Origin of the sequence: Pseudomonas sp. KUIN-1 (assembly GCF_009176725.1) — a bacterium.
Classification (GTDB): Bacteria; Pseudomonadota; Gammaproteobacteria; order Pseudomonadales; family Pseudomonadaceae; genus Aquipseudomonas; species Aquipseudomonas fragariae.
Map to the genome: position 1 here is coordinate 1,343,945 of NZ_AP020337.1, position 26,206 is coordinate 1,370,150.

At 60.7% G+C, this 26,206-nt stretch carries 23 protein-coding genes and 2 pseudogenes; 8 read left to right on the forward strand and 17 right to left on the reverse strand.

The window, feature by feature from the left end:
• Positions 1–4: 4 nt before the first annotated feature.
• The 6 genes from KUIN1_RS06455 to KUIN1_RS06480 form a co-directional block, all read right to left on the reverse strand.
• Positions 5–925 (reverse strand): ABC transporter permease, encoded by a 921-nt coding sequence (locus tag KUIN1_RS06455; protein ID WP_004406591.1) that lies wholly within the window; start codon positions 923–925, stop codon positions 5–7.
• Entirely contained in the window at positions 918–2,027 is a 1,110-nt protein-coding gene (locus tag KUIN1_RS06460) for an ABC transporter permease (protein ID WP_004406590.1), read from the reverse strand. Before KUIN1_RS06460 ends, KUIN1_RS06455 begins: the two co-directional genes overlap by 8 nt.
• A gap of 9 nt (positions 2,028–2,036) precedes the next feature.
• Positions 2,037–3,146, reverse strand: coding sequence for a BMP family ABC transporter substrate-binding protein (locus KUIN1_RS06465; protein ID WP_004403015.1), 1,110 nt, complete (start codon positions 3,144–3,146; stop codon positions 2,037–2,039).
• Positions 3,147–3,161: 15 nt separating this feature from the next.
• Positions 3,162–4,967: an allophanate hydrolase gene (atzF, locus tag KUIN1_RS06470; protein WP_162886028.1), complete on the reverse strand. Its 1,806-nt coding sequence runs from the start codon at positions 4,965–4,967 to the stop codon at positions 3,162–3,164.
• 223 nt (positions 4,968–5,190) lie between these two features.
• The gene (locus tag KUIN1_RS06475) at positions 5,191–5,571 is read right to left on the reverse strand and encodes a glyoxalase superfamily protein (protein ID WP_004406588.1); all 381 of its coding nucleotides are present in this window, start codon (positions 5,569–5,571) and stop codon (positions 5,191–5,193) included.
• Positions 5,572–5,632: 61 nt separating this feature from the next.
• On the reverse strand, positions 5,633–6,112 hold the full coding sequence (locus KUIN1_RS06480; RefSeq protein WP_011266867.1) for an Lrp/AsnC family transcriptional regulator: 480 nt from the start codon (positions 6,110–6,112) through the stop codon (positions 5,633–5,635).
• A gap of 172 nt (positions 6,113–6,284) precedes the next feature.
• Between KUIN1_RS06480 and KUIN1_RS06485 the strand changes: the two genes are divergently transcribed.
• On the forward strand, positions 6,285–6,905 hold the full coding sequence (locus KUIN1_RS06485) for a LysE family translocator (RefSeq protein ID WP_004406576.1): 621 nt from the start codon (positions 6,285–6,287) through the stop codon (positions 6,903–6,905).
• Between the two features lie 48 nt (positions 6,906–6,953).
• Here the strand turns inward: KUIN1_RS06485 and KUIN1_RS06490 are convergent, their stop codons facing one another.
• Entirely contained in the window at positions 6,954–8,375 is a 1,422-nt protein-coding gene (locus KUIN1_RS06490) for a sugar porter family MFS transporter (protein ID WP_004418871.1), read from the reverse strand.
• Between the two features lie 205 nt (positions 8,376–8,580).
• Here KUIN1_RS06490 and KUIN1_RS06495 point away from each other — a divergent pair.
• A pseudogene (locus tag KUIN1_RS06495) lies at positions 8,581–8,688 on the forward strand (ester cyclase); the annotation flags it as partial.
• A gap of 97 nt (positions 8,689–8,785) precedes the next feature.
• Positions 8,786–9,412: a glutathione S-transferase family protein gene (locus KUIN1_RS06500; protein ID WP_004406575.1), complete on the forward strand. Its 627-nt coding sequence runs from the start codon at positions 8,786–8,788 to the stop codon at positions 9,410–9,412.
• Positions 9,413–9,999: 587 nt separating this feature from the next.
• On the opposite strand, the gene KUIN1_RS06515 is transcribed toward KUIN1_RS06500, so the two are convergent.
• The 8 genes and pseudogenes from KUIN1_RS06515 to KUIN1_RS06550 form a co-directional block, all read right to left on the reverse strand.
• Complete coding sequence (locus tag KUIN1_RS06515; RefSeq protein ID WP_011266868.1) at positions 10,000–10,161, reverse strand: DUF2986 domain-containing protein; 162 nt, start codon at positions 10,159–10,161, stop codon at positions 10,000–10,002.
• 63 nt (positions 10,162–10,224) lie between these two features.
• Positions 10,225–11,970, reverse strand: coding sequence for an OPT family oligopeptide transporter (locus KUIN1_RS06520; RefSeq protein WP_116886526.1), 1,746 nt, complete (start codon positions 11,968–11,970; stop codon positions 10,225–10,227).
• Positions 11,971–12,067: 97 nt separating this feature from the next.
• Positions 12,068–12,169 (reverse strand): annotated as a pseudogene (locus KUIN1_RS28535) (ATP-binding protein); the annotation flags it as partial.
• 141 nt (positions 12,170–12,310) lie between these two features.
• A complete protein-coding gene (locus KUIN1_RS06530) occupies positions 12,311–13,264 on the reverse strand; it encodes an alpha/beta hydrolase (RefSeq protein ID WP_024651690.1) in 954 nt (317 codons plus the stop codon).
• 48 nt (positions 13,265–13,312) lie between these two features.
• On the reverse strand, positions 13,313–14,332 hold the full coding sequence (locus KUIN1_RS06535; RefSeq protein ID WP_103714971.1) for a transketolase family protein: 1,020 nt from the start codon (positions 14,330–14,332) through the stop codon (positions 13,313–13,315).
• A complete protein-coding gene (locus tag KUIN1_RS06540; protein WP_024651692.1) occupies positions 14,329–15,177 on the reverse strand; it encodes a transketolase in 849 nt (282 codons plus the stop codon). The genes KUIN1_RS06535 and KUIN1_RS06540 overlap by 4 nt, the downstream gene beginning before the upstream one ends.
• 18 nt (positions 15,178–15,195) lie before the next feature.
• On the reverse strand, positions 15,196–16,497 hold the full coding sequence (locus tag KUIN1_RS06545) for an MFS transporter (protein ID WP_024651693.1): 1,302 nt from the start codon (positions 16,495–16,497) through the stop codon (positions 15,196–15,198).
• Positions 16,498–16,597: 100 nt separating this feature from the next.
• Positions 16,598–17,347 carry an SDR family NAD(P)-dependent oxidoreductase gene (locus KUIN1_RS06550; protein WP_024651694.1) on the reverse strand — a complete coding sequence of 250 codons (750 nt, stop codon included), beginning with the start codon at positions 17,345–17,347 and terminating at the stop codon, positions 16,598–16,600.
• A 187-nt stretch (positions 17,348–17,534) separates the two neighbouring features.
• Here KUIN1_RS06550 and KUIN1_RS06555 point away from each other — a divergent pair, with 187 nt between their 5' ends.
• On the forward strand, positions 17,535–18,452 hold the full coding sequence (locus KUIN1_RS06555) for a LysR substrate-binding domain-containing protein (RefSeq protein WP_024651695.1): 918 nt from the start codon (positions 17,535–17,537) through the stop codon (positions 18,450–18,452).
• 87 nt (positions 18,453–18,539) lie between these two features.
• Here KUIN1_RS06555 and KUIN1_RS06560 read toward each other — a convergent pair whose 3' ends face one another.
• Positions 18,540–19,484, reverse strand: coding sequence for a bestrophin family protein (locus tag KUIN1_RS06560; RefSeq protein WP_024651696.1), 945 nt, complete (start codon positions 19,482–19,484; stop codon positions 18,540–18,542).
• Positions 19,485–19,826: 342 nt separating this feature from the next.
• Between KUIN1_RS06560 and KUIN1_RS06565 the strand changes: the two genes are divergently transcribed.
• Positions 19,827–21,278: a type III effector gene (locus KUIN1_RS06565; protein WP_152091889.1), complete on the forward strand. Its 1,452-nt coding sequence runs from the start codon at positions 19,827–19,829 to the stop codon at positions 21,276–21,278.
• Between the two features lie 83 nt (positions 21,279–21,361).
• Here KUIN1_RS06565 and KUIN1_RS06570 read toward each other — a convergent pair whose 3' ends face one another.
• Complete coding sequence (locus KUIN1_RS06570) at positions 21,362–22,717, reverse strand: pectate lyase (RefSeq protein ID WP_152091890.1); 1,356 nt, start codon at positions 22,715–22,717, stop codon at positions 21,362–21,364.
• A gap of 303 nt (positions 22,718–23,020) precedes the next feature.
• Between KUIN1_RS06570 and KUIN1_RS06575 the strand changes: the two genes are divergently transcribed.
• The 3 genes from KUIN1_RS06575 to KUIN1_RS06585 all read left to right on the forward strand — a co-directional run bounded on the left by KUIN1_RS06575 (position 23,021) and on the right by KUIN1_RS06585 (position 26,155).
• A complete protein-coding gene (locus tag KUIN1_RS06575) occupies positions 23,021–23,515 on the forward strand; it encodes a CesT family type III secretion system chaperone (protein WP_011266873.1) in 495 nt (164 codons plus the stop codon).
• Positions 23,512–25,668, forward strand: coding sequence for an effector protein hopM1 (locus KUIN1_RS06580; protein ID WP_011266874.1), 2,157 nt, complete (start codon positions 23,512–23,514; stop codon positions 25,666–25,668). The genes KUIN1_RS06575 and KUIN1_RS06580 overlap by 4 nt, the downstream gene beginning before the upstream one ends.
• A gap of 97 nt (positions 25,669–25,765) precedes the next feature.
• Positions 25,766–26,155 (forward strand): type III secretion system chaperone, encoded by a 390-nt coding sequence (locus tag KUIN1_RS06585; protein ID WP_011266875.1) that lies wholly within the window; start codon positions 25,766–25,768, stop codon positions 26,153–26,155.
• Positions 26,156–26,206 lie beyond the last annotated feature (51 nt).

A 26,206-nucleotide genomic window follows, 5' to 3' on the forward strand; every position in this document is an offset into this window, starting at 1 on the left:
CAGTTCATCGCGTCAGGCTGAGTTCGCCCGGCGCGCCGTTCAAAGTGCGACCACGGCGACAGGTGGCGTACATCACCACCAGCGTCAGCGCATAAGGTGCTGCGGCAAACAGGTAATAGCCGGTGCTGATACCGACCGCTTGCAGGGCCGGGCCGATGGCACCGGCAGCGCCGAACAGCAACGACGCCCACAGACACGCCAACGGGCGCCAGCGGGCAAAGATCACCAGCGCCACGGCCATCAGCCCCTGACCGCTGGACAGCCCTTCGTTCCAGCTGCCGGGGTAGTAGAGCGACAGATAGGCACCGCCGATACCGGCCAGCCCGCCGCCCACCGCAGTGGCCACGATGCGTACCTTGAGCGGTCGATAGCCCAGCGCCTGAGCGGTTTCGGCATGGTCGCCGACCAGACGCAGCATCAGCCCCCAGCGCGTGGTGCGCAGCCCCCAGTGCAGCACGAACGCCAGCGCTGCACCGACGAAGAACAGCACATTGATGTTCAGCGCCGAGCGCACGCGTTCTTCGCTGCTCCAGGCACCCAGCGCCAGTGAAGGCAGCATGGGCGCCTGTGGCTGGATAAAGGCTTTGCCGAGAAAGAACGCCAGGCCGGTGCCGAGCAGGATCAGTGCGATGCCGAACGCGATGTCGTTGACCCGTGGCAACGAGCACGCCAGCCCATGCAGCAGGCCCAGCAGAATGCCGACCCCGGCAGCCGCGCCGACGCCCAGCCACGCCGAGCCGCTCAGGCACGCGACGGCATATCCGGACATGGCACCCGCGACCAGAATGCCCTCCAGCCCCAGGTTGATCCGGCCGCTCTTCTCGGTCAGGCATTCGCCCAGGCTGACGAACAGAAAAGGCGTGCCGACGCGGATGGCGCCGGCCAGCAGGGCGAGCAGAAAGGTAGTCAGGTCGATATCAGCCATGTTGCAGTGCTCCCTTGTCGAGCGGCGCAGGCGCCGCCGTCAGCCTGATCTTCCAGGCGGCGATACGTCCACCCAGGGCTTCCCAGAGCAGCAGATTGGTGAACAGCAGACCTTCAAGAATCAGCGTGGTGGCGTCCGGCAGACCGAGCCGTCGTTGAAGCAGTCCGCCACTGGCCTCCAGCCCGCCAAGCAGGATGGCGCAGACGATAATGGCCAGCGGATGATGGCGAGCGGCGAAGGCGACAAGGATGCCGCTGGTGCCGTAGCCTGCGATCAGTGCGGCGTTGGCGCTGCCTTGCACCGCGGTGACCTCGAACATGCCGGCCAGGCCCGCCGCCGCACCGCCCAGCAGGCAACTGAGCATGATCAGCCGGTCCACGGGCAAGCCGATCATCAGCGCAGCCCGCACGTTGCCGCCGACCACGGCGAGGGCAAAACCCTTGACGCTGTGGCGCACCAGCACATACGCCAGCAGACAGGCGACGACGCCCGCCACCAGTCCCCAGTGCACCTCGAAACTGTCGCTGATCGTGCCGATCATATAGGCATCGTCCAGCGGCGGCGTCGAAGGCTTGTTCAGGCTTGCCGGATCGCGCAGGGGGCCTTCCACCAACTGCCGGAACAGTGCCAGGGCGATGTACGAAAGCAGCAGGCTGCTGATCGTTTCATTGACCCCGCGACGCTGGCGCATCCAGCCACTCAGACCAATCCACAGTGCGCCCACGGTCATTGCTGCGACGGCCATGCAGGCAAGCATCAAACCGGCTGGCAGATCGCTGAGCCACAAGGGTGTCACTGCGGCAGCCAGGCCGCCCAGTACCAGCGCGCCTTCACCGCCGATGATGATCAGCCCGGCCCGTGCGGGCAGGGCGACGCACAGCGCGGTGAGCATCAGCGGCGCGGCGCGTTGCAAGGTGTTTTCCAGGGCGAACCACGAGCCGAAGGCGCCTTCGCCGACCAGGTGCAGCGCCTGCCAGGCAGGCTTGCCCTGAACCGCCAGAAACAGCCCGAACAGCACGCACGAGGAAAACACCGCCAGCAGCGTAGGCAGCCCCGGCAACAACGCGCTGGCCAGGCGGCGCAGACTTATCGATGAACTCATGAATGTTCCTCAGAGCTGGCCAAGCACGCCTTCGACCAGGTAATTCATGCTCTCCAGAGCAATGTCGGTCTGGCCTTGGGCAACACCATCGGCAATCACCACGTTGCCCTTGTTGTCCTTGAGCGGGCCTTTGAAAATCACGAACTGACCGGCCATCATCTGCGCCTTGATGGCATCGGCTTTCTGCCTGGCGTCGGCCGTGACCGCAGGCCCGTAGGCAGACGTCTTGACGAAGCCTTCCTTCAGCCCGCCGCGCAGGAAGTTGATCATCGGCGCGCCGCTCTGGGCTGCCGCGACGTGAGCACGATAAGGCGTCTCCCAGTTCCATTCGGCCCCGGTCAGGTAGCCCTTGGGCGCCAGCGCAGCCTGGCTGGCGTGGTAGCCACAGGTCATCACGCCGCGTTTTTCAGCCGTCTCGACGATGACCTTGGGCCCGTCGACATGGCAGGTCAGTACGTCACAACCCTGGTCGATCAGGCCGTTGGCGGCCTCCGCTTCCTTGACCGGTAGCGACCAGTCACCGGTGAAGATCACCGTGGTGACGATGCTCGGGTCGACCGAGCGGGCACCCATGGCGAAGGCGTTGAGGTTGCGCAGCACCTGAGGCACTGGTTTGGCGGCGACAAAACCGAGCTTTTTGCTCTTGCTCATGTGCCCGGCGATCACCCCGTTGAGGTATTGCGCCTCGTCGATGTAACCGAAAAAGCTCCCCGCGTTCATCGGGTCGCGACCTTTCTGCCAGAGACCGCCGCAGTGCGCGAAACGGACGTCGGGGTACTTTTTGGCGACCTTGACCACATGCGGTTCGAAATAGCCGAACGAGGTCGGGAAAATCAACGTGGCGCCGTCCTGACGGATCATGGCTTCCATGGTCTTCTGTACGGCCACGGTTTCCGGAACGTTCTCTTCCTCGATCACTTTGACGTTGGGCAGTGTCTTGATGATGGCCGCTGCCTGGGCGTGGGCCTGGTTGTAACCAAAGTCGTCGCGAGCGCCGACGTAGATAAAACCCACTACCAGCGGCGCATCGGCTGAATAGGCGCGACCGAAAGGCAGCGCTGCGCTCAGGCCGATAATGCCCGCCAACTTGATGAAACTGCGACGATCAACATTCGACATGTGTGCTACCTCGGGTCATTGAGCGATGGAAGATGTGTGCGCGGCGCGGTAGGCGCGCCAGCCTTTGTAGTCAGTGATGTCCAGCGCGCCTTCAAGGCCGCCAGGCTCACAGATGAAACCCTTGACCCACTGGCCGTCGGCCAATTGCAGCGAGCCGATGCCCAGTGGCGCGGGAATGGCTGCGACGAAAGCGCCGAACTGGTTCAGCGGCATTTCCCAGACTTCTATCTCGATGCTCGCGCCCTGTTCAGCGACGCGCACCAGTCCCGGCTTCGGCGGCGACGTTTCTGCCAGCGCATACAGGCGGTAATCCGCGCTGGTGGTTGTGCTGCGCAGCAAGCGAGCGCCACCTTCAAGCAGTTGCCAGTTGAGCGGTTGGCCGACCAGATGCGCGCCGACGACCGCAACCTGTACGGTCGGGCTGTTATAGGGCAGGGGAGCCATTGCCACGGCGTCACGCTGGTCAGCCTGGCCGAACAGCGACTGCCAGGCGGCGGCGATCTCTGCCAGGCGTTGATCGGCACCGGCCGGGCCAATCAGCGTGATACCCGCAGGCAGCCCGTCCGCGCGACGATCTGTCGGGATGGCGATGGCGCACATGTTCATCAGGTTGACGAAGTTGGTGTAATAGCCGAGCTGTGAGTTGAGCGCGACCGGGTTGCCGAGCACCGCTTCGATGGTCGGCATGCACGGCGCGGTTGGCACCACCAGCACATCGATGTCGGTCAGCAGTTGCTGCGCAGCGCGGGTCAGCTCTGCCAGGCGATAGCGCGCGTTGAACGTGTCCACGGCGTCGAATGAATCAGCGCTCTGCACAATGCCGCGCACCACGGGATGAATGTCGGCCGCGTTGCTGGCGAAGAATTCGCCGATGGCAGCGCGGCGTTCCGCCACCCACGGGCCTTGATACAGCAGGGCAGCTGCCTCGGCGAACACGTCGAACTCGATAGCGCTGACCGTCACCAGCGGGTCGTTTTGCAGGGCTTCCAGAGTTTTGAGGTAAGCCGCCTGTGCCTGCTCATCGCCGAAGAACTCGCAGTGCCGCGCGACGGCGACACGCCGAACCCTGCGCTGCACCGGCAATGCCTGCACGGCCACACTGGACGCATCCAGCGGGTCGTAAGCTGCAATGACCTGCGCCACCTGCCAGGCTTGCATCACATCGTTGGCAAAGATGGATGGGCAGTCCAGCGTGCGGCAGGCAGGCACGACCCCGCGGCTGCTGAACAGGCCAAGGCTGGGCTTGAGCCCGACGATGCCGTTGAAGCCGGCTGGCACGCGGCCTGAACCTGCGGTGTCCGTGCCCAGTGCAAAACTGACGTAGCCACGCGCTACCGCCACTGCCGAACCGGAACTCGAACCGCCACTGACGTAGGCCGGATCATGCGCATTGCGTACCGCGCCGTAAGGCGAGCGGACGCCCACCAGGCCTGTGGCGAATTGATCGAGATTGGTCTTGCCCATCAGGATTGCGCCGCTGTCGAGCAGCAGCTGCACAACGTGAGCATTGTCCTCGGGTACGTAGGCGAACGTCGGGCAGGCAGCCGTGGTCGGCATCTGCGCCACGTCGAAATTGTCCTTGACCGCAAAGGGCACGCCGAACAGCGGCAACCGGTCATACAGCGCATCGCCCATTTCTTCGGCGATGCCCTCCAGCGCCTTTGCCCGCTCGACAAGCTGTGCCAGGGGAACGCGATGAATCCAGACCTCTGCCCGGTCATCCGCATCAATATGCGCAGTCAGGGTATGCACCAGAGTCGTCAGCGTGGTTTCGCCGGAGCGGAGCGCCGACTGAAGTTCAGGAATATCGAGTGCGGTCATGGTGGTGTTCATTCATGTATACAAGATGAACTGACGCGTTTGCACGTTATGGGCCAACGTCGGCCGGAGGGCGATTTACGGCGGGATTACTGGCTATTGGCGGTGAGTTGCGCTGCAATCATGCGTCATGTGTGCGCTTGAATGCGTCTGTGTGCACAAAGATGGGTCGTGTCAGCCGCAGGGCGAATAGTATCGCCGCACGGCTGACATCAATGCGGGTTTCTCAGCTCTCGCAGAACCTGAGCCGGTTACCGAACGGGTCGCAGACTTCCAGTACCTTCCCCCAGCCTTGCTGAACAATATCCGGGCGGGCATAGCCGTACTGCTTGCCGATCAGCTCATCGCGCAATTGCTCGATGTTCTGCGTCGGAATGAACACCGCCGCACCTGGACAGGCGTCACCGTGATGCTCGGAGAGGTGCAGGTTCAGCCCGTTACGGCTGATGCCTAGATACAACGGCAGATCCGCTTCGAAGCGGTGTTCGAATTCGATGCTGAAACCGAGAAAGTCGATATAGAACTCACGCGCTTTGCGTTCATCGAACATCCGCAGGATCGGGATGGCGCTGGTGAAGGTCACGGTGGCTGGCTCGGTCGTGGGCATGGCTATTCCTTTATTTGAAATGATGGGCGTGCAGTCATTGATGCCGATGCACGCATTTATGCTATGCGGGCTGCTTTACCGGGAACGAGACGAACGGTTTTATTTCCTTGAGGACGAACATGCTCTGCATTTCCTTGATGCCGGGTAATCGTCTGACCACGGTCATGGCGAAGTCAGCAAAGGAATCCAGATCGGGCGCTACGACCTGAAGCAGGAAGTCCGCATCGCCACCGATGCTGTAGCACGCCACTACATCTTCCAGCTGCATGACTTCCTTCTCGAATTTTCTGGCCTCGGCCTCACTATGACTGTCGATGCTGATACGAATGAACACCATGACGCCAAGCCCGATCTTGCGGCGGTCCAGTACGGCTCTGTAACCCTGGATATAGCGATGTTCTTCCAGCTGCCTGACCCGTCGCCAACAGGGCGAGGCAGACATGCCGATCTGGTCGGCCAGGGTCTGGTTGGTGATACGGCCATCCTGCTGCAGCGCCGTGAGGATCCTTACATCTATCGGGCTTAATGTCGGTTGGGTCATAAATACCGTTACTCCTCATGTTGCAGGAAATTTATACCGGTTTTAGCCATCCAGCTAGTAAGAACAGATGATTCTTTCCGCGTGGAAACACGTAATATTTTTCGACACAGGGGTTTGCCTTCTGGATCTCAAGCAAGCTCATTAATCAGCGTCAAGTCTCAAGGAGTGCAACATGCTTGATCTGACTCAGGTTCTTACGTATTCGGCAGCGTTGGGTATTGCCGCCGCCATTCCTGGCCCCGGTATGGCAGCGCTGGTCGCACGGAGTGTCAGCGGCGGGGCGGTGTCAGGCTTTTGCCTGCTGTCCGGGCTGATCCTCGGTGACCTGACCTATCTTTCATTTGCAGTATTTGGCCTTGCCATGATTGCCGAACACTTCAATGCGTTGTTTCAGGTAGTGCGATGGGGGGCCGCGATTTATCTGTGCTACCTGGCCTGGCAGTTCTGGTTCGCAGATCATCAAGCCATAGAAATCGGAAAATCAGCGAAGAAAAAAGAGTTGCTGTCCGCGGCCGCGTCCGGACTGACCATTACCTTGGGCAACCCCAAGACCATTGCCTTTTATCTGGCGCTTTTGCCGTTGGTCATCAATCTTGAAACGGTCTCTTTGCAGACATGGGGGCTGGTTCTGGTGCCGCTGACGGTGCTGGTACTGCTGGCGGTCGGGGCCGTGTTCATATTTGCCGCCTTGCGCATTCGACATTTGCTGTCGAGTGAGCGTGCGCAAAGAAAACTGTTTCGCGGTGCGGCGGCAATCATGGTCGCGGCAGCAGCTTCGATGCTGGTGCGCTGATCTGCCTGGAGGGTAGATGAGGCCGTTGATGGCCTCATCCGGTCGCCGTTACAGCTCTTTCTTCAGATGCTTTTCGATCTGCTCCAGCGACTTGCCCTTGGTTTCCGGCAGGCACAGGAACACGAAAATCAACGAGCCAATGTTGATGGCGGCGAAGATGAAGAACGTCGGGTTGCCGATGGTATCGACTGCGATCGGGAAAGTGAACGCTACCGATGCGTTGAACAACCACTGCATCGATACGGCCGTGCCGGTCAGCAAACCGCGCACCTGCATCGGGAAAAGTTCTGACATCAGCAGCCAGTAGACCGGCGAGATGCACATCTGCATGAACAGCAGAAACACCAGAATGCAGGCCAGGGCGGTATAGCTCTGGGTCATGTTCTGCGGCATGAACTGCAACACGCAACCGAGTGCTGCCTGCATCAGAATGACGATGACCAGACCGGTCATCAGCAAATGCCGACGCCCATAGCGGCCGATGGCCCAGATGCCCAGCAAGGTCGCGATGACTGACACCACGCCGTTGCCGATCGTCGCCGTCAACGCAGCGTTGGTGCCCATCCCGGTGTTCTTGAGAATGATCGGCGTGTAGTACATGAACGCGTTCACCCCGGTGAACTGCGCGGTAAAGCCCAGACCTACACCGATCAGCAGCAACTTGATGACCCAGCGCTGACGCAGCAATTCTCTTGCTTTGGGACGATGACGAGCTTCTTCGTCCTGCGCCTTCATCTCGTCGACTTCGCGCTGTGCGTCCTGTTTGCTGGGGCGCAGTTGCTCCAGCACGTCCTGCGCTTCGTCGAAACGGCCTTTGGAGGCCAGCCAGCGTGGCGACGCGGGTACGAAGAACGTACCTACCAGCAGCAACACCCCTGGCACCATGGCGACTGCCAGCATGTAACGCCAGATCCCCGGTGTATGCAGCAAGGCGGCCATGACCGCACTCAGCACATAGGCGAGCAACTGGCCGCTGACGATCATCAGTTCGTTTCGGCTGACCAGCCGCGCACGCCGTGACGGGCCTGCGATCTCGGCGATGAACACCGGCACTGTTGCAGAGCCGCCGCCCACCGCGATACCCAGCACGAAGCGCGCGGCGATCATGAACGGAATGGACGGTGCAATGGCGGTGCCCAGTGCGCCGGCGATGAACAGCACTGACAGCAGGCGTAATGTGAGGCGGCGTCCGAAGCGGTCGGAGATATAGCCGCTGGCAAGCGAGCCGAACGCGGCGCCGACAATCAGTGACGCGGTAACCATCCCTTCGCTGTACGCATCCAGACCCAGGCCGCCCTGGTCGGCGGGCAGGGTCATGAACGGCAGGGCGCCGGCGATGATGCCAGTGTCATACCCGAACGCCAGCGCGCCCATGGTCGCCACAAGCACGGAGATAAAGATGAGTCGATTCGATGCAGCGCGTTGCCGGCCTTGCTGACCCGCCGCTGCTGAGGTGCTACTAGAAGACATGAATCTGAAGTCCTTGGCTTGAAACCAGCGTTGCGCCAGTACATGGATGTCACGCTTAGGGCGATGTCGGTCGCGCTAGTTCCCTACAACCCCACTCAGGATTGCATTTTTGGCGAAAGCCTTGAGCATGGGGCTGCTGAAACGATTAACTTTTTCTTGTCCTGATGACTGGATTTGTCTCTTTTTCCGTCATTGAGACTCAGTCTTTGGTGATGGCAAGATCGTCGGGGTCTGGTCGGTCATTGATAAAGCGGCAGTGGAACGCGAGCTTCGTGGCGAACCAGCGGGTGCTTCGAGTGACAGAGGCGCCTGAGCGAGTCGGGTACGTTCATCGAACGTAAAATCATTTCAGGGCACTCCGGGGTGGTAGCGCAGTCTTTTTTAGACACTCTCACCCGGCGGAGCCCGACATGATCACTGTCCATCACCTGAACAACTCACGTTCGCAGCGTATTTTGTGGCTGCTCGAAGAGCTCGACCTGCCCTACGAAATCAAACGTTATCAGCGCGACCCGAAAACCAACCTTGCGCCACCCGAGCTCAAGGCGGTGCATCCGCTGGGCAAATCACCTGTCATCGAAGATGGTCCGCACGTCGTCATTGAGTCCGGTGCCATTGTCGACTACCTGATTCGCCGCCATGGCGACGGTCGCCTGCAGCCGGACCCTGCCAGCGCTACTTACGACGAATACGTGCAATGGCTGCATTTTGCTGAAGGTTCGGCGATTCTGCCGCTGATGCTCAACCTGTACGTCGGACGCCTGGGTGACGCGGGCGCGCCGCTGCATCCGCGTATCCAGTCGGAGCTGGCCAACTATCTGGGCTATCTGAATGAGGCTTTGGGGCTGACGCCATATCTGCTTGGCGACGAGCTGAGCGGCGCGGACATTCAGATGAGCTTCATTGGCGAGTTCGCCAAGGCCCAGGGAATGCTGCAGTCCTACCCGAATGTGACCGCATGGGTTGAAAGACTGCAGGGCAGACCTGCGTACCGCAAGGCTTTGGAGCAGGGCGGCGAATATTCCTTTGCCAAGTAACCGCCGTGCCTGAAGCGCTTGCGCCGCACGATATTCGGGCTGATCGCTCCTCACGCTCCAGCGTGGGAATGCAGTTCTCGACGCTCTGCGTCGCAAGAGGACGCAGAGCGTCCGGAACGGCATACGACGCAGAGCGTCGCACGATAGTTGCGATGATCGTTCCTCACGCTCCGCGTGGGAATGCAGTTCTCGACGCTCTGCGTCGCAAGAGGACGCAGAGCGTCCGGAACGGCATACGACGCAGAGCGTCGTACGATAATTGAGATGATCGTTCCTCACGCTTCAGAGTGTAGATGCAGTTCTTGACGCTCTGCGTCGCAAGAGGACGCAGAGCGTCCGGAACGGCATACGACGCAGAGCGTCGCACGATAGTTGAGATGATCGTTCCTCACGCTCCAGCGTGGGAATGCAGTTCTAGACGCTCTGCGTCGCAAGAGGACGCAGAGCGTCCGGAACGGCATACGACGCAGAGCGTCGCACGATATTCGGGCTGATCGTTCCTCACGCTCCGCGTGGGGATGCAGTTCTCGACGCTCTGCGTCGCCAAGAGGACGCAGAGCGTCTCACGATGGCGCTGACATGGAGGATCAGCCTTCAGACGGGCGGGTCGAGTCCTGATCCGCTTCGGCCGCCAGCTTCAAGCGGTCGGCCTTGCTGATGTATTTGTCTTTGCTTTGCGGGGCCAGTTTGGCGCTGGCCTTTTTGGCATGGGCCTTGAGCAACTGCTGGATTTTCTTGCGACGATTCATGTTCTTCAACTCGTTTGCACAGGCGCGAATCATAGCAGTTTGCCTGTCGCGCCATGCCTATGCCTACCCGCCGTTCTCAACCATCTGCCACAACGACGCACCGACGCCGGTAATGCTCTCGCCGGCAATCAGGCCAGCCGCTGCGGTGATGGCAAAGCGTTCGGTCAGTGACGGCCAGCGACAGTTCACCAGCCAGGTGAGCACTGCACCGAGCGCCATCATCAACGACACCGAGGCGGGAAGCACGAAGGCCAGGCCCAGTGCTGCGGCGCTGGGCAGGTACCGGGCGCGATGCGCGGGCAGTGTGCTGTCGAGGATACCCAGCAGCAAGCCGGCCAGACCGCCGATGAAAATCGCCCAGCGGATGCTCGCCGACAGCGAATCCAGACCGTGCGTCAGGGTCTGCGCCACGGCTTTCCAGGTCGCCACCGCCGGGGCTGGCCACTCCTCGGTGAGCAGCATCGATTGCGGGTCCGGGATCAGCGCCATATAAGCCAGAACCCCGACGATACTGCCGACGAAAATCCCCAGTGTCTGGGCAATCAATTGCTTGCGCGGCGTGGCGCCGATCGCCCGGCCTACCTTGAAATCGTTCATCAAATCGGTGCATTGCCCGGCTGAACCGCCGGCTGTGTTGGCGCTCATCAGGTTGATCGGCAACTGACCGGGCGCGACGATGCCGAAGCTCAATTGCGATAACTGCCCGATTGCGCCGATGGGCGGAATACCCGTGGCACCGACCACGCGCGCCGCAACGGCCGCCAGGCAGATCGCCAGAGGAATGGTCAGCAAGGCCATCCACAGATTGATACCGAACAACAGTGCCTGCAGGCTGACCACCAACAGGATCGCCAGCGCAAACCCGGCGGCCGGCCCGGGCTTGGGCATTGACCAGGGCGTCCCGCCGCTGGCCTTGGTGGAGGCGTGCAGTGTCCACAGACGGATGGCCAATGAGGCCAGCGTCGAACAAACCATCAGGCTCACGCCCGGCCACAGCAACCATTCCACCAGCGCGGCGAACTGCGGGCCGCTGCTGTCGGCCGGTAACGTCACCAGCCCCTGTTCCAGCAGCCACGGCGCCAGGCCACCCCAGGCCAGCAAGGCACCGATCAGCAGGGTCAGGCCGACGCGAATACCGATAATCGCCCCAAACCCCACCAGCAGCAGCGAAGGGTCAGCGGTAAAAGTCAGGCGCTCCAACTGAGCGCTCGGCGACCAGCGCGGGAACGCCCATATGAACGTGTCGACCCACTTGGCCAGCGCTGACAGCAACGCGGTACTGAGCAGCACCTTCAGGCGCGTCGCAGCTTCACGGCCGTGATTGTAGATGTGCAGGAGGGTTTCCAGAGTGGCCATGCCTTCGGGGAATTTCAGCGATGCGTCATTGAGCAGTGACGGGCGCAAATACCAGGCAATCCAGATCCCCAGAAAGCTCACCGAGAAAACCCAGGCGATCATCGGGATGGCATCCAGTTGCTGACCCGTCAGCAGGGTATAAGCCGGAATCGGCGCGACCAGCCCGCCGGAAATGATCGACGCAGCGGCGGAGGCGACAGTCTGATTGATGTTGCTCTCATGCAGCGTCCACGGCAGCTGCCCGGAAGAGCGCTTCGACAGCCCTTGCCAGATCGCATAACCGATCAACAGCGCAATGATCGACATGTTGAACGACCAGCCGATCTTCAACCCGGCGTACACATTGGAAGGCGTCAACAGAATACCGAGCACAACCCCGGTAAGTACCGCGCGTAGACTGAGCTCACGCTCGACAGGGCTGGCAAGAGGGGTCGATGGTGAGGTCGAAAGCATGCGAATTCCTTTCGGCGATGAGACAAGGCGACCTATAAAGTGAGCGCCATATCGGCCGAAGGTTCATATGGCAGGCATCGTTGTGTGGTGGCGTCCGCCACTGAGTCTTTACGCAGCAGATCGCTGAGTGCTCAGCCGCCAGTGTCGATTTACCGGATGCGATCTTGACGCACAGGAGGTGAAGTTTCGTGGCTAGCATCGAGGCGTATCCTTTTCCAGTCGTAAGCTGTGCATTCCTGAACAGAGGTGAGCCCATACCCAGCGCGAACCTGTCAACCAAGCACATTCAGCCCATCATTGAAATGGCACTCGCGATCATTACCGCAACATGCGCGTCATTCTAGTCGCATAACCCTGCGGCGATCATCCTGCACACGGCCCGGGCAATATCTTGCGTTGCCTGCGCGGTCTGTTCGCCTGGCAGCTGATCGAACATATGCGGCACGCCCGGGTAGACATGCAATTCCACCGGCACCCCCGAGCGCGACAGGGTCAGCCCGAATGCCAGGTCCTCTTCCAGAAACAGATCGAGTGCGCCAACGCAGATGAAAGTGGGGGGTAGATCGCTCAGGTCGGTGGCCAGTGCGGGGGAGAACAGGGCCTTGCGATCATCGTCTACTGCGTAGGCACCGCGCAGGCACTCCCAGCAAAAATGATTGGCCTGACGCGACCAGCTGAAAGTGCCGGTAGTCGGGTTGGTTGGCGGAGTGTCGGGCGTGCCTGTGCGGTGATCCAGCATCGGGTAGATCAGCACCAGGCCAGCGATGGTCCGCAGACCTCTGTCTCTTGCCAGCAGGGCGAGCGCGGCAGCAAGCCCGCCGCCGGCGCTGTGGCCCATGATCACCAGATTGCTGGTGTTCATGCCCTGCGCCGCTCCGTTGCAGAATATCCATTCCAGCGCTGCGTAACAGTCCTCCAGCGGGATCGGGAACGGATGCTCGGGGGCAAGCCGGTAATCGACGGCAATGACGATTGCCTGGAGCTCGACGGTCAGCTTTGCGAGGTCATCATCGGCCATCTCCGGGCTGCCCAGTACAAAGCCGCCGCCATGGATATACAAAATGACCGGGAGGTCGGTGTGAGGGTGTGAAAGGTCCGGGCGATAAACACATAGCCTGATGCCATTGTCCGGATCGGAGGAGGTCCAGTGTTGCTCGCCGCGCGCTGTGGCGGCGGTGGCCCAAGTGGCGCTGACGCGAGCCCTGATGTCGGCAAGGGTGTGCAGCGTCCAGTTGCTCGACGGCTCGTCCATGAACCAACGATAGGCCGGGTCCAGTAATTCATTGGCGTTCAATACGTGCTCCCGAGGCGCAGGGAGATCAGCCCCTGCGCCGGCCAGTGCTTAAAGCCACGCCTTGATTTGCGTACAGACGGCGGGCGTGGAAATGCCATAACGGTCATGCAGTGTAGGCAGCGCGCCAGCGTCGAGAAAAGCGTCCGGCAAGGCGATCTGCCTGAACGTGGGCGTCACGCCATTGCGCAGCAGCACCGTCGCCACTGCCTCGCCCAACCCGCCAATGACCGAATGGTTTTCGGCCGTCACCACCAGCCGGCCCGGCTTTCTGGCTTCAGCGAGTATGGTCTGTTCGTCCAGCGGTTTGATGGTGGGTACGTGCAGCACTGCCACGTCGATACCGTCGGCCTGCAGCTGCTTGGCCGCTTCCAGTGCGCGCATGGTCATCAGGCCGGTGGCAATGATCAGCACGTCGTTGCCAGTGCGCAGTGTTTTGGCTTTGCCGATCTCGAATGTGTAACCGTACTCGTCCAGCACCAACGGCACATTACCGCGCAGCAGGCGCATGTACACCGGGCCCTGATGCGCTGCGATCGCCGGTACGGCCTGTTCGATTTCCAGTGCATCACAGGGGTCGACGATCATCAGGTTGGGCATGGCGCGAAAGATCGCCAGGTCGTCGGTGGCCTGATGGCTGGGCCCGTAACCGGTGGTCAGGCCCGGCAGACCGCAGACGATCTTGACGTTGAGGTTGTCTTCGGCAATCGCCATACAGATGAAGTCATACGCGCGTCGGGAGGCGAACACCGCATAAGTGGTCGCAAACGGTACAAAACCTTCTCGGGCCATGCCGGCCGCTGCGCTCATCAGCAACTGTTCGGCCATGCCCATTTGATAGAAACGTTCGGGATGCGCCTTGGCGAAGATATGCAGGTCTGTGTATTTCGACAGGTCAGCCGACAGCCCGACGATGTCCTGACGTTGCTCAGCGAGCGCCGCCAATGCATGGCCGAACGGAGCCGGGCGAGTGGCCTGACCCTCCGACGCGATAGATGCGATCATCGCCGAGGTGGTCAGTTTTTTCTTCGTGGCGCTGGACGGAGTCGGTGTGTAATTGGCAGAGCTCATACGGTTTTCCCCTCGTCGAGGTTATTCAGTGCGACGTCCCATTCATGCTCATCCACACGGATGAAGTGGGTCTTTTCACGGGTTTCCAGAAACGCCACGCCCTTGCCCATTTTTGTGTCGCAGATGATCACCCTGGGCTGCGTACCGTCGTGCTGGCGCGCGTTGTCGAAGGCTGTGACCAGCGCCTCCAGATCGTTGCCATCGACCCGTTGGGTAAACCAGCCAAACGCCTGCCAGCGATCGACAATGGGTTCGAAAGCCAGTACTTCACTGGAGTGGCCATCGGCCTGCTGATTATTCACATCGATGATCGCAATCAGGTTGTCCAGCTTCCAGTGCGAGGCGGACATGGCCGCTTCCCAGGTGGAGCCTTCGTTCAGCTCGCCATCCGACAGCAGGTTGTAGACGAAGGCACTGGAGTTCTTGCGCTTCAAGCCCAGGCAGGCCCCCACCGCAATGCCCAGCCCATGACCCAGTGAGCCGCCGGTGATTTCCATGCCGGGGGTGTAGGTGGCCATGCCAGACATGGGCAGTCGGCTGTCGTCGGAGCCGTAGGTTTCCAGCTCATCGAGCGGGATGATTTCGGCCTCGATCAACGCCGCGTACAACGCAATGGCGTAGTGGCCGATCGACAGATAAAAACGGTCGCGCTGTTCCCATTCAGGGTCTTCAGGGCGGTAGTTCAGCGCGTGAAAATAGGACGCGGCGAGCAGGTCCGCAGCGCCCAGCGCCTGTCCGACATAACCCTGGCCCTGAACCTGGCCCATGCGTAACGCGTGTCGGCGAATGTTATGAGCACGCTGCGCCAGCGAGGTGGAAGGCGCAGATAAAGTAGTGGCTGTCATGGTGATTACTCCGTTGACTCAACGATTGACCGAGGCGGCAGGGATGCGCAGTACCAGATACGCGCCGATGAACAGCACGCCGGTAATCAGGTACATGCCGATGGCGCTTGAGCCGGTCGTGGTGGTGATCCAGCCGATCAGATAGGGCGAACAGAAGCCCGCGAGGTTGGCGAAGCTGTTGATTCCAGCGATCCCGGCGGCTGCCGATACCCCGCCCAGCAGGGTGGTGGGCAACATCCAGAACAGCGACGATGCCGAGAGAATGCCCGCTGCGGCGAGGCACAGGCTGAGCACCGACAGCAGCAGATTGCCGCCGAACAGCGCTGCCAGGCTGAGCCCGAGGGCGCCTGCGATCATCGGGCCGACCAGGTGCCAGCGGCGTTCTCGATGCTTGTCGCCGCTGCGCCCCATCAACAGCATCACGACGATTGCGCACAGGTAGGGAAGGCTGGTCATCAGGCCGATATGCAGCGGGTCGGAAACGCCTGCATTGCGAATCAGCGTCGGTAGCCAGAAGGTGATCGCGTACTGGCCCATCACCACGCAGAAGTAGATGCACGCCAGCAACCACAGACGCCTGTCACGAATGAAGGCGCCTACCGACGCGTGTACCACTTTCTGGCTGTTGTCCTCTTGCAGCTCCTTGTTGACCAGTTCCTTCTCTTCAGCGGACAGCCATGTCGCCTGATGCACGCCATCCTTCAGATAGCTCAGTACCAGCAAGCCGACGATCACCGTCGGGATCGCTTCGAGGACGAACATCCATTGCCAGCCGGCCCAGCCATGAACGCCTGCGAAGCGGGTCATGATGTAGCCGGACAGCGGGCCGCCGATCATGCCGGACAGCGGGATGGCGATGAACCACAGCACGGTCATGCGCGCGCGGCGATAAGAGGGGAACCAGTACGTCAGGTACAGCAGCAGACCGGGTGCCAGACCGGCTTCCGCCACTCCGAGCAGAAAGCGCAGGGCGTAGAACTGCCAGGCGGTTTCGACAAAGGCGAAGAGCGCGGAAATGATCCCCCAGGAGATCATGATACGGGCGATCCAGCGTCTTGCGCCGACCCGGTGCAGGATCAGGTTGCTGGGCACCTCACAGAGGAAATAGCCGATGAAAAACATGCCTGCCCCCAGCCCGTAGACGGTTTCGCTGAAGGCCAGGTCGTTCATCATCTGCAGCTTGGCGAAGCCGACATTGACGCGGTCCAGGTACGCGCACAGGTAGCACAGCATCAGGAACGGCATCAGTCGCCAGGCGGTCTTGCGGTAGGCATTGGCGCGCGTGGTCGAAACCGCGTCGAGAGTCATGGTGGTTATCATGATGGTCTGATCTCTTGTTTTTATAGACCGCCAGGCAACCGCCTGGCGTATCGTCGATCCAGAACAAACACAGGCTGTTTGCCAGCCCGTCCACTCGCGATCAGTGGATCAGCATGCCGCCGTTCACATCCAGCGTAATACCGGTGAGGTAGGACGACAGGTCGCTGGCCAGAAACAGCGCGGCATTGGCCACATCTTGCGCTGCGCCCAGACGGCCCAGCGGGATGCCATCGATGATCGCGTGACGTCGCTCGTCCTGCATCAGACCGCCCGTGATGTCGGTATGGATCAGGCCGGGGGCAATGGAATTGACACGTACCTGATCGGGGCCGAATTCTCTGGCCATTGCCTTGCCAAGGCCCAGTACGCCGGCTTTCGCTGCGCTGTAGTGAGGCCCGCCGAAAATGCCGCCGCCGCGCTGGGCGGAAACCGAAGACATGCACACGATACTGCCCGAGGACTGGGCCCGCATGGTCGGGATCACTGCCTGCGACATGAGCAAGGTGCCGCGCAGGCTGACGTCGAGCACCTTGTCGTAATCGGAAGGGCGGATGTCCAGAGTCTTGATGGGCTGAGTGATACCGGCGTTATTCACCAGGATGTCAATGCGACCGTAGTGCGCGATGACTTTGCTGACGGCCTCGTGAACCTGTTTTTCGTCGGCGACGTTGGCTGCCAGGCCCAGATGACCTTCGCCCAGTGCGGCGGCGGCATCGCGTGCCGCGGACTCGTCGAGATCGATGATCACCACGCGTGCGCCGTGGCTGGCGAAAGTGATCGCGGTTGCGCGACCGATACCGCGCGCCGACGCGGCGCCAGTGATCACAGCAATTTTGCCTTGAAGTAGCATGAGAGGTACCTCTGATTATTGTTATGGGTTCGATTCGGGTGATCGATGACTTCAGAGTGTTCCCGGTGCCGGTCCTGAGCAATGCCGCAAAAATCACTGGATGCTGAAAAAAATTCACCTCTCGTCAATTCGGCCGGTGAGTGGTTGAATGAACGAAATTCAAATAATCGGACACAGCGGAGCATTCATGCGGCCTGATGACGATGCACCTCTGAGCCTGCCACCGCTGAAAGCACTTCAGGCCTTCGAGCAGACGGCGCGCTTCGGCAATCTGGCCAGGGCCGCCGAAGTGCTGGACCTGACGCCGTCGGCCGTCAGCCACCAACTGGCCCGGCTGGAGGCCTTGATTGGCCGCCAGTTGTTCGTTCGGGCCGCCCGTGGTGTGACCCTCACACCGGTGGGCGAGCAGTATCTGAAAGATGTCTCTGGAGTGCTGCACAGCCTCACTGTCGCCACCGAGCGTGCCACCAGCGATGTCAGCCTCGATTGCCTGCGTCTGCATTCTGCGCCCAGTTTCGGGCTGCTGTGGCTGATGCCGAGGCTGGAAGCCTTTCGGGTAAGCCACCCGGACATTCAGATCAACCTGTCGTGTTCCTACGAGTCGCTGCATTTCAGCAGGGACAAGATCGACGTCGATATCCGCCATGGCAGGCCGAACTGGCCGAGCTATGAAGTGCGCACCTTGCGTGATGAGAAGTTTGCTGTGCTGGCGTCCCCGCAATTATTGGCGCGCCGCCCGATAGAGAGCGCCGCAGGCTTGCTCGACCGCGAACTGATTCTCTCCGAGGCCACCTTGTTGAAGTGGCCTGAATGGTTTGCCCGGCATGGCTTGGCTCGCCCGGAAAAACCCTACGCGCTGAGTTTTGACCGTTCATACATGACACTCGAAGCGGCCAGTCATGGATTGGGTTTTGCGCTGGAAAGTACGCTGCTGGCGCAAAAGTACCTGGCCACGGGGGAACTGATCGAAGTCGCTCCCCACGCCCTGACTGCACCGGTTGCAGCGCACCATCTGGTATTCCCCAAGGCGCACTCCAGCTTCCCCAGAGTCAGGCGATTTCTTGAATGGATGGAAAGCGAACTGGGGCAGGGATTTGTGTTCTGAACCACACTGTCTATGGTCCTGCAATGTGATGCCGAGCGTCTCGCATGACGTGCCAACGCTGGGACATCGGCACGCCAGTCAAACGCTCTAAACGACCAGTCGATGCGGTTGCCAGGCGCTGCCCTGCTGGTCTTGCGAGTCAATTACCAGACTTTGCCTGGCCGGTGCATCAAACATCGAGCGCAGATTCTTTTCGATGGTGTTGCACAGGTCTTCCATGCGAATCCGGTGCTGGCTGGCGCCGAACGGGGCTTGCAGGTCAGTACCGATGCGGTCCATTGCCAGCAGCATGCAGCCGACGACCGTCGAGATTGCCGGGGTGAACCAGCCCAGGGTGGTCACCATGCTCAGCGGCATGATGATGCAGAACAGGGTACTGAACAGTCTGGGAAAATAGACGTACGGGTAGGGCAGCGGCGTATTGGCGATGCGCTCCATGCCGCCCTGGCAGTTGGACAGTTCGACCATGGTCGACTCCAGTCGCGCCAGGCGGATGCTGTCGATTCGCCCTCCGGCAAACTCTTCGGAGATCATGGCTGCCGAGCCGTTGAGAATGTCATTGGGAAAGTTATTGCTCTCACGCGCGCGTTGAATCTCGGAATGCGATAACAGCCCTTCGAGTTTTGCTGTGCTGACATCGCCTTTCAGATGAGCGCGCAGTGCCCGCAGGTAAGCCACGTGACGATTGAACAATACTTCTTTCACCGGGTTGCCACGTTCATTGGCGCTGCCTTCAATCAAGGTCAGTACCTGGCGGCCATAGCTGCGCGAGCTGTTGACCATCGCGCCCCATAGCGTGCGCGCTTCCCACCAGCGGTTGTAGGCGCTGGAATTGCGAAAGCTGATCAGTACGATAAGCGCCGAGCACAACAGCGTAAGCGGCATCAGCGGGAGATCTATCCCCGCACCCTGGATCAACATGAAGTCCATGGTCACGGCCACGTCCCAGAGCAGAAGCCAGAACAATGACCAGCCAACGTAGGTGACCGTTCTGCTGATGCACCGCCATTTTTTTTCAAAAGGACCAGACATTGCGGCACTCCTTTGCTGGGTTGGAAGGGGTTTGGCGCGGTCAATCAACACACCACGCCGCAAACTTACTGACCGAGGCTTAAAGCTCGCTTAATTCTCCATGGTGGCGAAACAGTCACGCCTGTCTTGACCATGGCGACCCCTACCAACAGCTGGAACCCCCGGCACTGTTGCGACCACACAGCCTTGTCGGTCCTCTTCGCTGACGGGCCCCCGGACGTTTGCAATTGCTATCACTCTCGGACCGACGCCTCATTGCCTTGCCTGTTCGCAAGCAAGTCGTCCGGCCAGACTCGTCTCGGCGCGTTGCTACGCAACTTAAGCAATAGAGAGGGAGTTTCAATGCACATCAACCGAACCTGCAGCTCGCAGCCCAGCATCGAGCTGGAGCGCTTTTATTCCGCATCGCAATCATTGGCCTCCAGTTCCGTACGCGAGCTCAGCCCTGCCGAACACGCTAATCTGCAAGCCATTACCGATTACCTGAAAGATCATGTATTCGCTGCGCACAAACTGCCGTTGAGTGAGTCGGCCGTCGATCAGGATGCCGTTCATGCGCACAACGAGCAACTCGACAACATCATCGATGCTCGCGCCAGACGCTTGCTGGACGAGGGCGAAACGCCTGCCACCATTGCCGACACCTTCGCCAAGGCGGAGAAGTTCGACAGGATGGCAACCACCGCTTCGATCACGCTGCGCGCCACGCCGTTTGCCGCTGCGTCGGTGCTGCAATACATGCAGCCTGCCATCAACAAGGGCGACTGGCTGCCGATGCCGCTCAAACCCCTGACGCCATTTGTGTCCGGGGCGCTGTCCGGGATCATGGATCAGGTCGGCACTACGGTCATGAATCGCGCCACGGGCAACCTGCACTACCTGAGTACCCCGCCTGAGAAACTGCATGATGCGATGGCGGCTTCCGTGAAGCGTCATTCGCCGGGTGTCATGCGTCAGGCGGTGGATCTGGGTATTGCCATCCAGGCTTACAGCGCGCGAAATGCGGTGCGTACCGTGCTGGCGCCAGCACTGGCATCCAGACCCGCCGTGCAGGGTGCGGTCGACATCAGCGTGTCGGCGGCAGGTGGCCTGGCGGCCAACGCGGGGTTCGGCAATCGTATGCACAGTGTGCAGGCGCGTGATCACTTGCGCGGCGGTGCGTTCGTGCTCGGCATCAAGGACCAGGAACCCAAGGCAGACTTGAGTGAAGAAACCGACTGGCTCGTGGCTTACAAAGCGATCAAGTCAGCCAGCTACTCCGGCGCGGCGCTGAACGCAGGCAAGCGGGTGGCTGGCCTGCCGCTGGACGTCGCCACCGACGGCCTGAAAGCGGTGAGAAGCCTGGTGTCGGCCACCGGTCTGGCGCAAAACGGGCTGGCCCTGGCAGGCGGCTTTGCCGGCGTGGGCAAATTGCAGGAGATGGCGACCAAAAATATCACTGATCCGGCCACCAAGGCGGCGGTCAGCCAACTGACCAATATGGCCGCCTCGGCAGGCGTTTTTGCGGCCTGGACCACCGCAGCGGTCGCAACCGATCCCGCGGTGAAAAAAGCTGAGTCGTTCTTGCAGGATACGGTCAAATCGGCGGCGTCGAGTTCGACCAGCTATGTAGCTGACCAGACTGTCAAGCTGGCCAAGGCGGGCATTGACGCGAGTGGTGAGGCGATTGCTGCGACGGGGGCATCCTTGCTTGACACATTACGTCGTCGCAATGCTCGTGAGCCGGACATCGAAGAGGGTGGCATTGCAGCGGGTTCACCGAGCGCGGTGCCGTTCCAGCCAGGGCGCTCATAAGCGTTTCGACCCATAGCCGGTAAAGCAAAGGGGCGCCTTCCACGGAGTGCGCCCCTTTGCTTGTTTCTCATGTATGCGTCGTATCAGAGCTCGGTGTGCTGGGTAGACGCCTTGGTCTTGTCATAGGCGTGCTTGACGTCGGTCATGGCGATGTCGCCAGTGGCCAGTTTCAGATCGTCACTGTCGCTTTTGACGAGTGCGAACTTGCCATGGGTCGCGTCCACGCCATTGAGCTCGACACTCATGTCATCAAACTGCTTGCCACCATTGGTGCGGACCAGCGTACCGAAATCGGTGGCCTTGAAACCGTCGACTTTCAGGTGGGTATCGGCATTGAGCTGAATGACCTTGTCATCGGCACCGTTGGCGCTGCTGTTAGTGATGTTCAGGTTGGTGACCTTTGCGCCGCCTTCGCCCTTGACCGTGATCATGTCTTCACCGACGTTCTGGGCGTGCACGTTATCAATGGTGACTTGCTCCGAGTTTTTGGCATTCACGTGGATGCCGTCGGCTTCGTTCTCGCCCAGGTTCACGTTTTTCAGCACAGCGCCTTCGGCCAGTTCGAACAGGGGCTTCTGATGTTCGTCCTGATCGCCGGTGCCCATCGACTTGTCGGCGGTAAAGGTTGCACCGTGGCCGTCATACACCTGGCCAGCACCGACTTTGATGGTGTCTTTCACGACATTGACGTCACCGGATTGCTCAAGGGATTCCGTTGTATCCGAAACCGTGGTGTTGCCCGAGCTGCGGCCGGGATTGGCCAGTTGCGGGGTGACTTGAGGCGTTACACCATCACCGCCGTCGCTTCCGTTGTCGGTCGAAGGTGCGCCGCTGCCGTCTGCGCCAGTCGACACATAACTACCGCCGCCGTCACCTTCAGTGGTCGGGGATGTACCGCCACCACCGTCACCTTCAGTGGTCGGGGATGTACCGCCACCACCGTCACCTTCAGTGGTCGGGGATGTACCGCCACCACCGTCACCACCCGTCGCCGCCTTTGTGCCGCCGCCCTCGTCACCGCCTGAAGCCTCCTGAGTACCACCGTCACTGCCTTCGGCCGATGGCGTACCGAGTCCTCCCTCGTTTTGAAACGGGTCTTGCCACTCGTTGGAGTCCTGACCCGTGTCCTGTTTTTTATTGAGGTTCATGAGCATTTGCAGCAGCGATGTGACGAGTGCACTGAGCAGCTTGACGACGTTGGATTGAGGGTCAGTTGCAGCGCTGCTGTCGGTGGGGTTTTGAACCGTATTGTCGGGCTGTCCGAAGCTGACGTCTTTCTGTCTGGCAGTGTCGAACAGCAGGGCACTCGGGTCGACGGCCTGTGCAGTGCTCTCATCGCTGAACGTATTGGTCTGCGGACTCTTGCCGCTCAGCGCCGAGAAGTCCAGCTGGGTTGAAGCGGGTTGGTAGGAGGTGGATGAGTTGATACCGATGCTCATGGTGCTTTACCTCGATGGGATGGACATATGAACCAGCGTCGTCTTCCGGATTTACCGGCGTTGCTCGCCGCGTCCTTGTCGGGTTCTATAGGTCGATGAGGACTCTGCCTTGGCGTTGCCGGAAGTGAGTGGCAACACGGGGGGATGGGTTCCCGTTTGTGTGCGTTGACGGACGATGATCCCGATGCACCGCTCTGGAGAGTCACCTCGCCCCAAGGAACCAAAACCCCTTGCCCTCCGACTCAGTGCGTACACGCCAGCAAAAAAATGGTGTGGACCCACATCGCACTCAGAGGCCGTGAAATGAACAGAAATGATGCATATCACACGCTTATCAGTGAGATTTGCGCGCTCAGTCTGATCTCCGAACCTGAACGTTTTTACGAGTCAGCCAATTTCAAAATCAGCGACGTCGACTTCACCCTTCACTATCAGGACCGCGACGAGGGGCGTGCGATTCTCATCTACGGGGATATGGGCGCGCTGCCCGCGCGCAATCGTGACAGCGCCTTGCTGGCGTTGATGGACATCAACTTTCATATGTTTTCGGGGGCCCACAGCCCGGCTTTCTCCTGGAATGCCCAGACCGGCCGAGTGCTGCTGATGGGATCGATAGGCCTTGAACGAGCGACAGCCGAGGGCGTGCTGTTGCTGATGAAGTCCTTTGCCGACCTGGCCAGAGAGTGGCGCGAGCACGGTTTCATGGGGCCGGTGGGTGCTGCGGGCGCCCCGGTCAATATGCCTGCTTCTCAGGCAACCACGCGTGACACTCCTGCGAGTTCCGGGAGGTTCCAATGATTGGCACACGAGTCGGCGGATCAGGCAGTACCGAAATCGTTCAGGCGAACCAGCCGCAGCCGTCTGCCGCTGTCGCCCAGGCTCATCCACACGCGGTAAGCCCGAGCAGCAACCCGCCGCTGACCGCCAGCCAGTCGGCCGCGCAAGCGCCGGAAAGCTCGGCGGCCGGTGCCGCTCGCCTGCCAGTCGCGCCGCGACATCTGCCGACATTGGAGAAGTTTCGTGCCGAACAGCCCACCGTACAAGGCACTTCCACGCCGACTATCAGCGCTAACGCGGCCCTGCTGATCGGCAGTCTGTTGCAGTCTGAAAAACTGCCCTTCGAGGTCATGGCCGCCCGTTTGTCGCCTGAGCGTTATGCGTTGCAGCAGTTTCACGGCTCCGATTTACAGCAAATGCTCGGACGATTCGCTGAGCCAGGGCATCTGCCAGGCAAGGCCGAGACCGAACAACTGATCAAGGGCTTTGCCCGGTCGCTCGCAGACCAGCTGGAGCACTTCCAGCTCATGCATGACGCGACGGCTGAGGCATTCGGCCCCGGAGGGCTGCGCGACCGCAACACACTGGCGGTCAGTCAAGCGGCGCTTGGCGAATACGCCGGTCGGGCGAGTAAATCCATCGAAGCGGGGCTGAACCACAGTCTCGCGGTGCTGGACGAGCGCATCGCCGCGCTGGACAGCCAGTTGGAGGGCGCCACTGAGGACAGCAGACCGGTTTTGCTGATGGACAGGCAGGCGCTGGAAACGGCCAGGGCGATGCTGAGCGACCTGCACGTCGACTTCTGCAAATCGCCTGAAGCCAAGCGGTTGAGTGCCGTTGCCGCTCACACGCAAATGGATGCTCTGATCGACAAGCTGAACGTTGATCGCAGCTCGGTCGGCGGCTGGAAGGGGATCGGTCCGATCGTCGCGGCAGCGGTGCCGCAGTTTATGGTGTCCATGCTCCACCTGGGGTATATCCGCACGGCCACCAGTGACGCGATGAAAGATGCCGTTCCCGAAAAAAGCGCCGACGCCAGCATGAAGAGGGCCCTGGCCGTAGGACTGACTGCCGGGGTGGCTCACGAGGGCGTTACCAACCTCTTGAAGCCGATGGTGCAGGCCGGGTTTCAGAAAGCCGGCCTCAACGAGCGGCTGAATATGGTGCCGCTCAAGGGTATTGATACCGACTCGGTGATTCCCGACCCTTTCGAGTTGAAGAACGACAACGGCGCACTGGTCAGAAAAACGCCTGAGGAAGCCGCTGAGGACAAAGCCTTCGTCGCAAGCGAGCGAGCGGTTTTGAATCAGAAAAAGGTTCAGGTTTCGTCTACCCATCCACTGGGTGAGATGATCCCCTACGGCGCCTTTGGTGGCGGGCAGGCGGTACGCCAGATGCTCAATGATTTCAATCTGCTCAATGGCCAGACCCTGTCGGCCAGAGCGGTGACCTCCGGGATCGCCGGGGCCATATCAGCCACCACCCAGACCATTGCACAGCTGAACTCGACCTATGTCGATCCGCGCGGGCGCAAGATCCCGGTCTTCACCCCGGACCGCGCCAATGCCGACCTGGGCAAGGACCTGGCCAAAGGCCTGGACCTTCGCGAACCGGCGGTACGCACCGCGTTCTACAGCAAGGCTGTTTCAGGTGTGCAGAGCGCAGCGCTGAACGGCGCGCTACCATCGGTTGCCGTCCAGCCCCAAGGTGCATCCGGCACGCTCAGCGCGGGGAATATCATGCGCAACATGGCGCTGGCGGCAACCGGTTCGGTGTCTTACCTGTCGACCCTGTATGCCAACCAGTCGGTCACGGCCGAGGCCAAGGCCCTGAAAGAGGCGGGCATGGGCGGCGCAACGCCAATGGTAGCTCGCACTGAAACCGCCCTGAGCAACATCCGCCATCCGGACAGAGCTTCACTGCCGCATACGTTCCAGCCGGATACCCTGGGTGGCGTCCCCAGGGCCGTGGAAAACGCCTATCACATGGCCCGGGGCGCGCTGCAATTACCGACCCAGGTGGTGGTCGATACGGTGCGTGTCGTGGAAGACGGCGTAGCAAGCGGGGTGTCCTCGTTGCGCGATGCACACAAACCAGCGGAAACATCATCGCCAACAGCTGATGACGCCGCTGCTGTCGAACTGACGGCGATGGAGGAGGGCCGCCGACGCTGATGAAAGCAACCAGGGCTGAGCCTTTCTTTTGGAACCGACAGCGCCAGGCAGCCACTCACTGCCTGGTCAGCTCAGGCTTTCTTAAAGGACTATGACAATGAATACCTCGCAACACGAGTTCTCCCGTTTCATCACTGCGCTGGGTGCCCAGCTTGGCACTTCGCTTACCTGGCAGAACGGGGTATGCGCCCTGTATGACAGCCAGGACAACGAAGCCGCCGTCATCGAGTTGCCCGAGCACAGTGAGATGGTCATCTTTCATTGCCGTGTCGGGCGCTGCCCGGAACGTTCTGCCGATTTGCAGCAGTTGTTGAGCCTGAACTTCGATGTCGCCCGCTTGCACGGTTGCTGGTTTGCCGTCGATCAGGGCGATGTGCGCCTGTGTGCGCAACGTGAGCTGGTATCGCTCGATGAGCCAGCCTTTTGCGACGTGACGCGTGGCTTTATTGCTCAGGCTCGCGAAGCCCGCGCATTTCTGCACGCCTGAACAGACGGGGTTGCCCGCCAACGCGCCGCTTCCATGCGGCGCTTTTTACGG

Excerpts from the sequence above, each read along its gene's own strand:
- KUIN1_RS06540 (WP_024651692.1), bottom strand. The coding sequence starts at position 15,177 with ATGACAGCCACTACTTTATCTGCGCCTTCCACCTCGCTGGCGCAGCGT.
- KUIN1_RS06585 (WP_011266875.1), top strand. The coding sequence starts at position 25,766 with ATGAATACCTCGCAACACGAGTTCTCCCGTTTCATCACTGCGCTGGGT.
- KUIN1_RS06500 (WP_004406575.1), top strand. The coding sequence starts at position 8,786 with ATGATCACTGTCCATCACCTGAACAACTCACGTTCGCAGCGTATTTTG.
- KUIN1_RS06550 (WP_024651694.1), bottom strand. The coding sequence starts at position 17,347 with ATGCTACTTCAAGGCAAAATTGCTGTGATCACTGGCGCCGCGTCGGCG.
- KUIN1_RS06535 (WP_103714971.1), bottom strand. The coding sequence starts at position 14,332 with ATGAGCTCTGCCAATTACACACCGACTCCGTCCAGCGCCACGAAGAAA.
- KUIN1_RS06515 (WP_011266868.1), bottom strand. The coding sequence starts at position 10,161 with ATGAATCGTCGCAAGAAAATCCAGCAGTTGCTCAAGGCCCATGCCAAA.
- KUIN1_RS06480 (WP_011266867.1), bottom strand. The coding sequence starts at position 6,112 with ATGACCCAACCGACATTAAGCCCGATAGATGTAAGGATCCTCACGGCG.
- KUIN1_RS06485 (WP_004406576.1), top strand. The coding sequence starts at position 6,285 with ATGCTTGATCTGACTCAGGTTCTTACGTATTCGGCAGCGTTGGGTATT.
- KUIN1_RS06545 (WP_024651693.1), bottom strand. The coding sequence starts at position 16,497 with ATGATAACCACCATGACTCTCGACGCGGTTTCGACCACGCGCGCCAAT.
- KUIN1_RS06520 (WP_116886526.1), bottom strand. The coding sequence starts at position 11,970 with ATGCTTTCGACCTCACCATCGACCCCTCTTGCCAGCCCTGTCGAGCGT.
- KUIN1_RS06490 (WP_004418871.1), bottom strand. The coding sequence starts at position 8,375 with ATGTCTTCTAGTAGCACCTCAGCAGCGGCGGGTCAGCAAGGCCGGCAA.
- KUIN1_RS06560 (WP_024651696.1), bottom strand. The coding sequence starts at position 19,484 with ATGTCTGGTCCTTTTGAAAAAAAATGGCGGTGCATCAGCAGAACGGTC.
- KUIN1_RS06475 (WP_004406588.1), bottom strand. The coding sequence starts at position 5,571 with ATGCCCACGACCGAGCCAGCCACCGTGACCTTCACCAGCGCCATCCCG.
- KUIN1_RS06555 (WP_024651695.1), top strand. The coding sequence starts at position 17,535 with ATGCGGCCTGATGACGATGCACCTCTGAGCCTGCCACCGCTGAAAGCA.
- KUIN1_RS06580 (WP_011266874.1), top strand. The coding sequence starts at position 23,512 with ATGATTGGCACACGAGTCGGCGGATCAGGCAGTACCGAAATCGTTCAG.
- KUIN1_RS06455 (WP_004406591.1), bottom strand. The coding sequence starts at position 925 with ATGGCTGATATCGACCTGACTACCTTTCTGCTCGCCCTGCTGGCCGGC.
- KUIN1_RS06575 (WP_011266873.1), top strand. The coding sequence starts at position 23,021 with ATGAACAGAAATGATGCATATCACACGCTTATCAGTGAGATTTGCGCG.
- KUIN1_RS06460 (WP_004406590.1), bottom strand. The coding sequence starts at position 2,027 with ATGAGTTCATCGATAAGTCTGCGCCGCCTGGCCAGCGCGTTGTTGCCG.
- atzF (WP_162886028.1), bottom strand. The coding sequence starts at position 4,967 with ATGACCGCACTCGATATTCCTGAACTTCAGTCGGCGCTCCGCTCCGGC.
- KUIN1_RS06565 (WP_152091889.1), top strand. The coding sequence starts at position 19,827 with ATGCACATCAACCGAACCTGCAGCTCGCAGCCCAGCATCGAGCTGGAG.
- KUIN1_RS06465 (WP_004403015.1), bottom strand. The coding sequence starts at position 3,146 with ATGTCGAATGTTGATCGTCGCAGTTTCATCAAGTTGGCGGGCATTATC.
- KUIN1_RS06570 (WP_152091890.1), bottom strand. The coding sequence starts at position 22,717 with ATGAGCATCGGTATCAACTCATCCACCTCCTACCAACCCGCTTCAACC.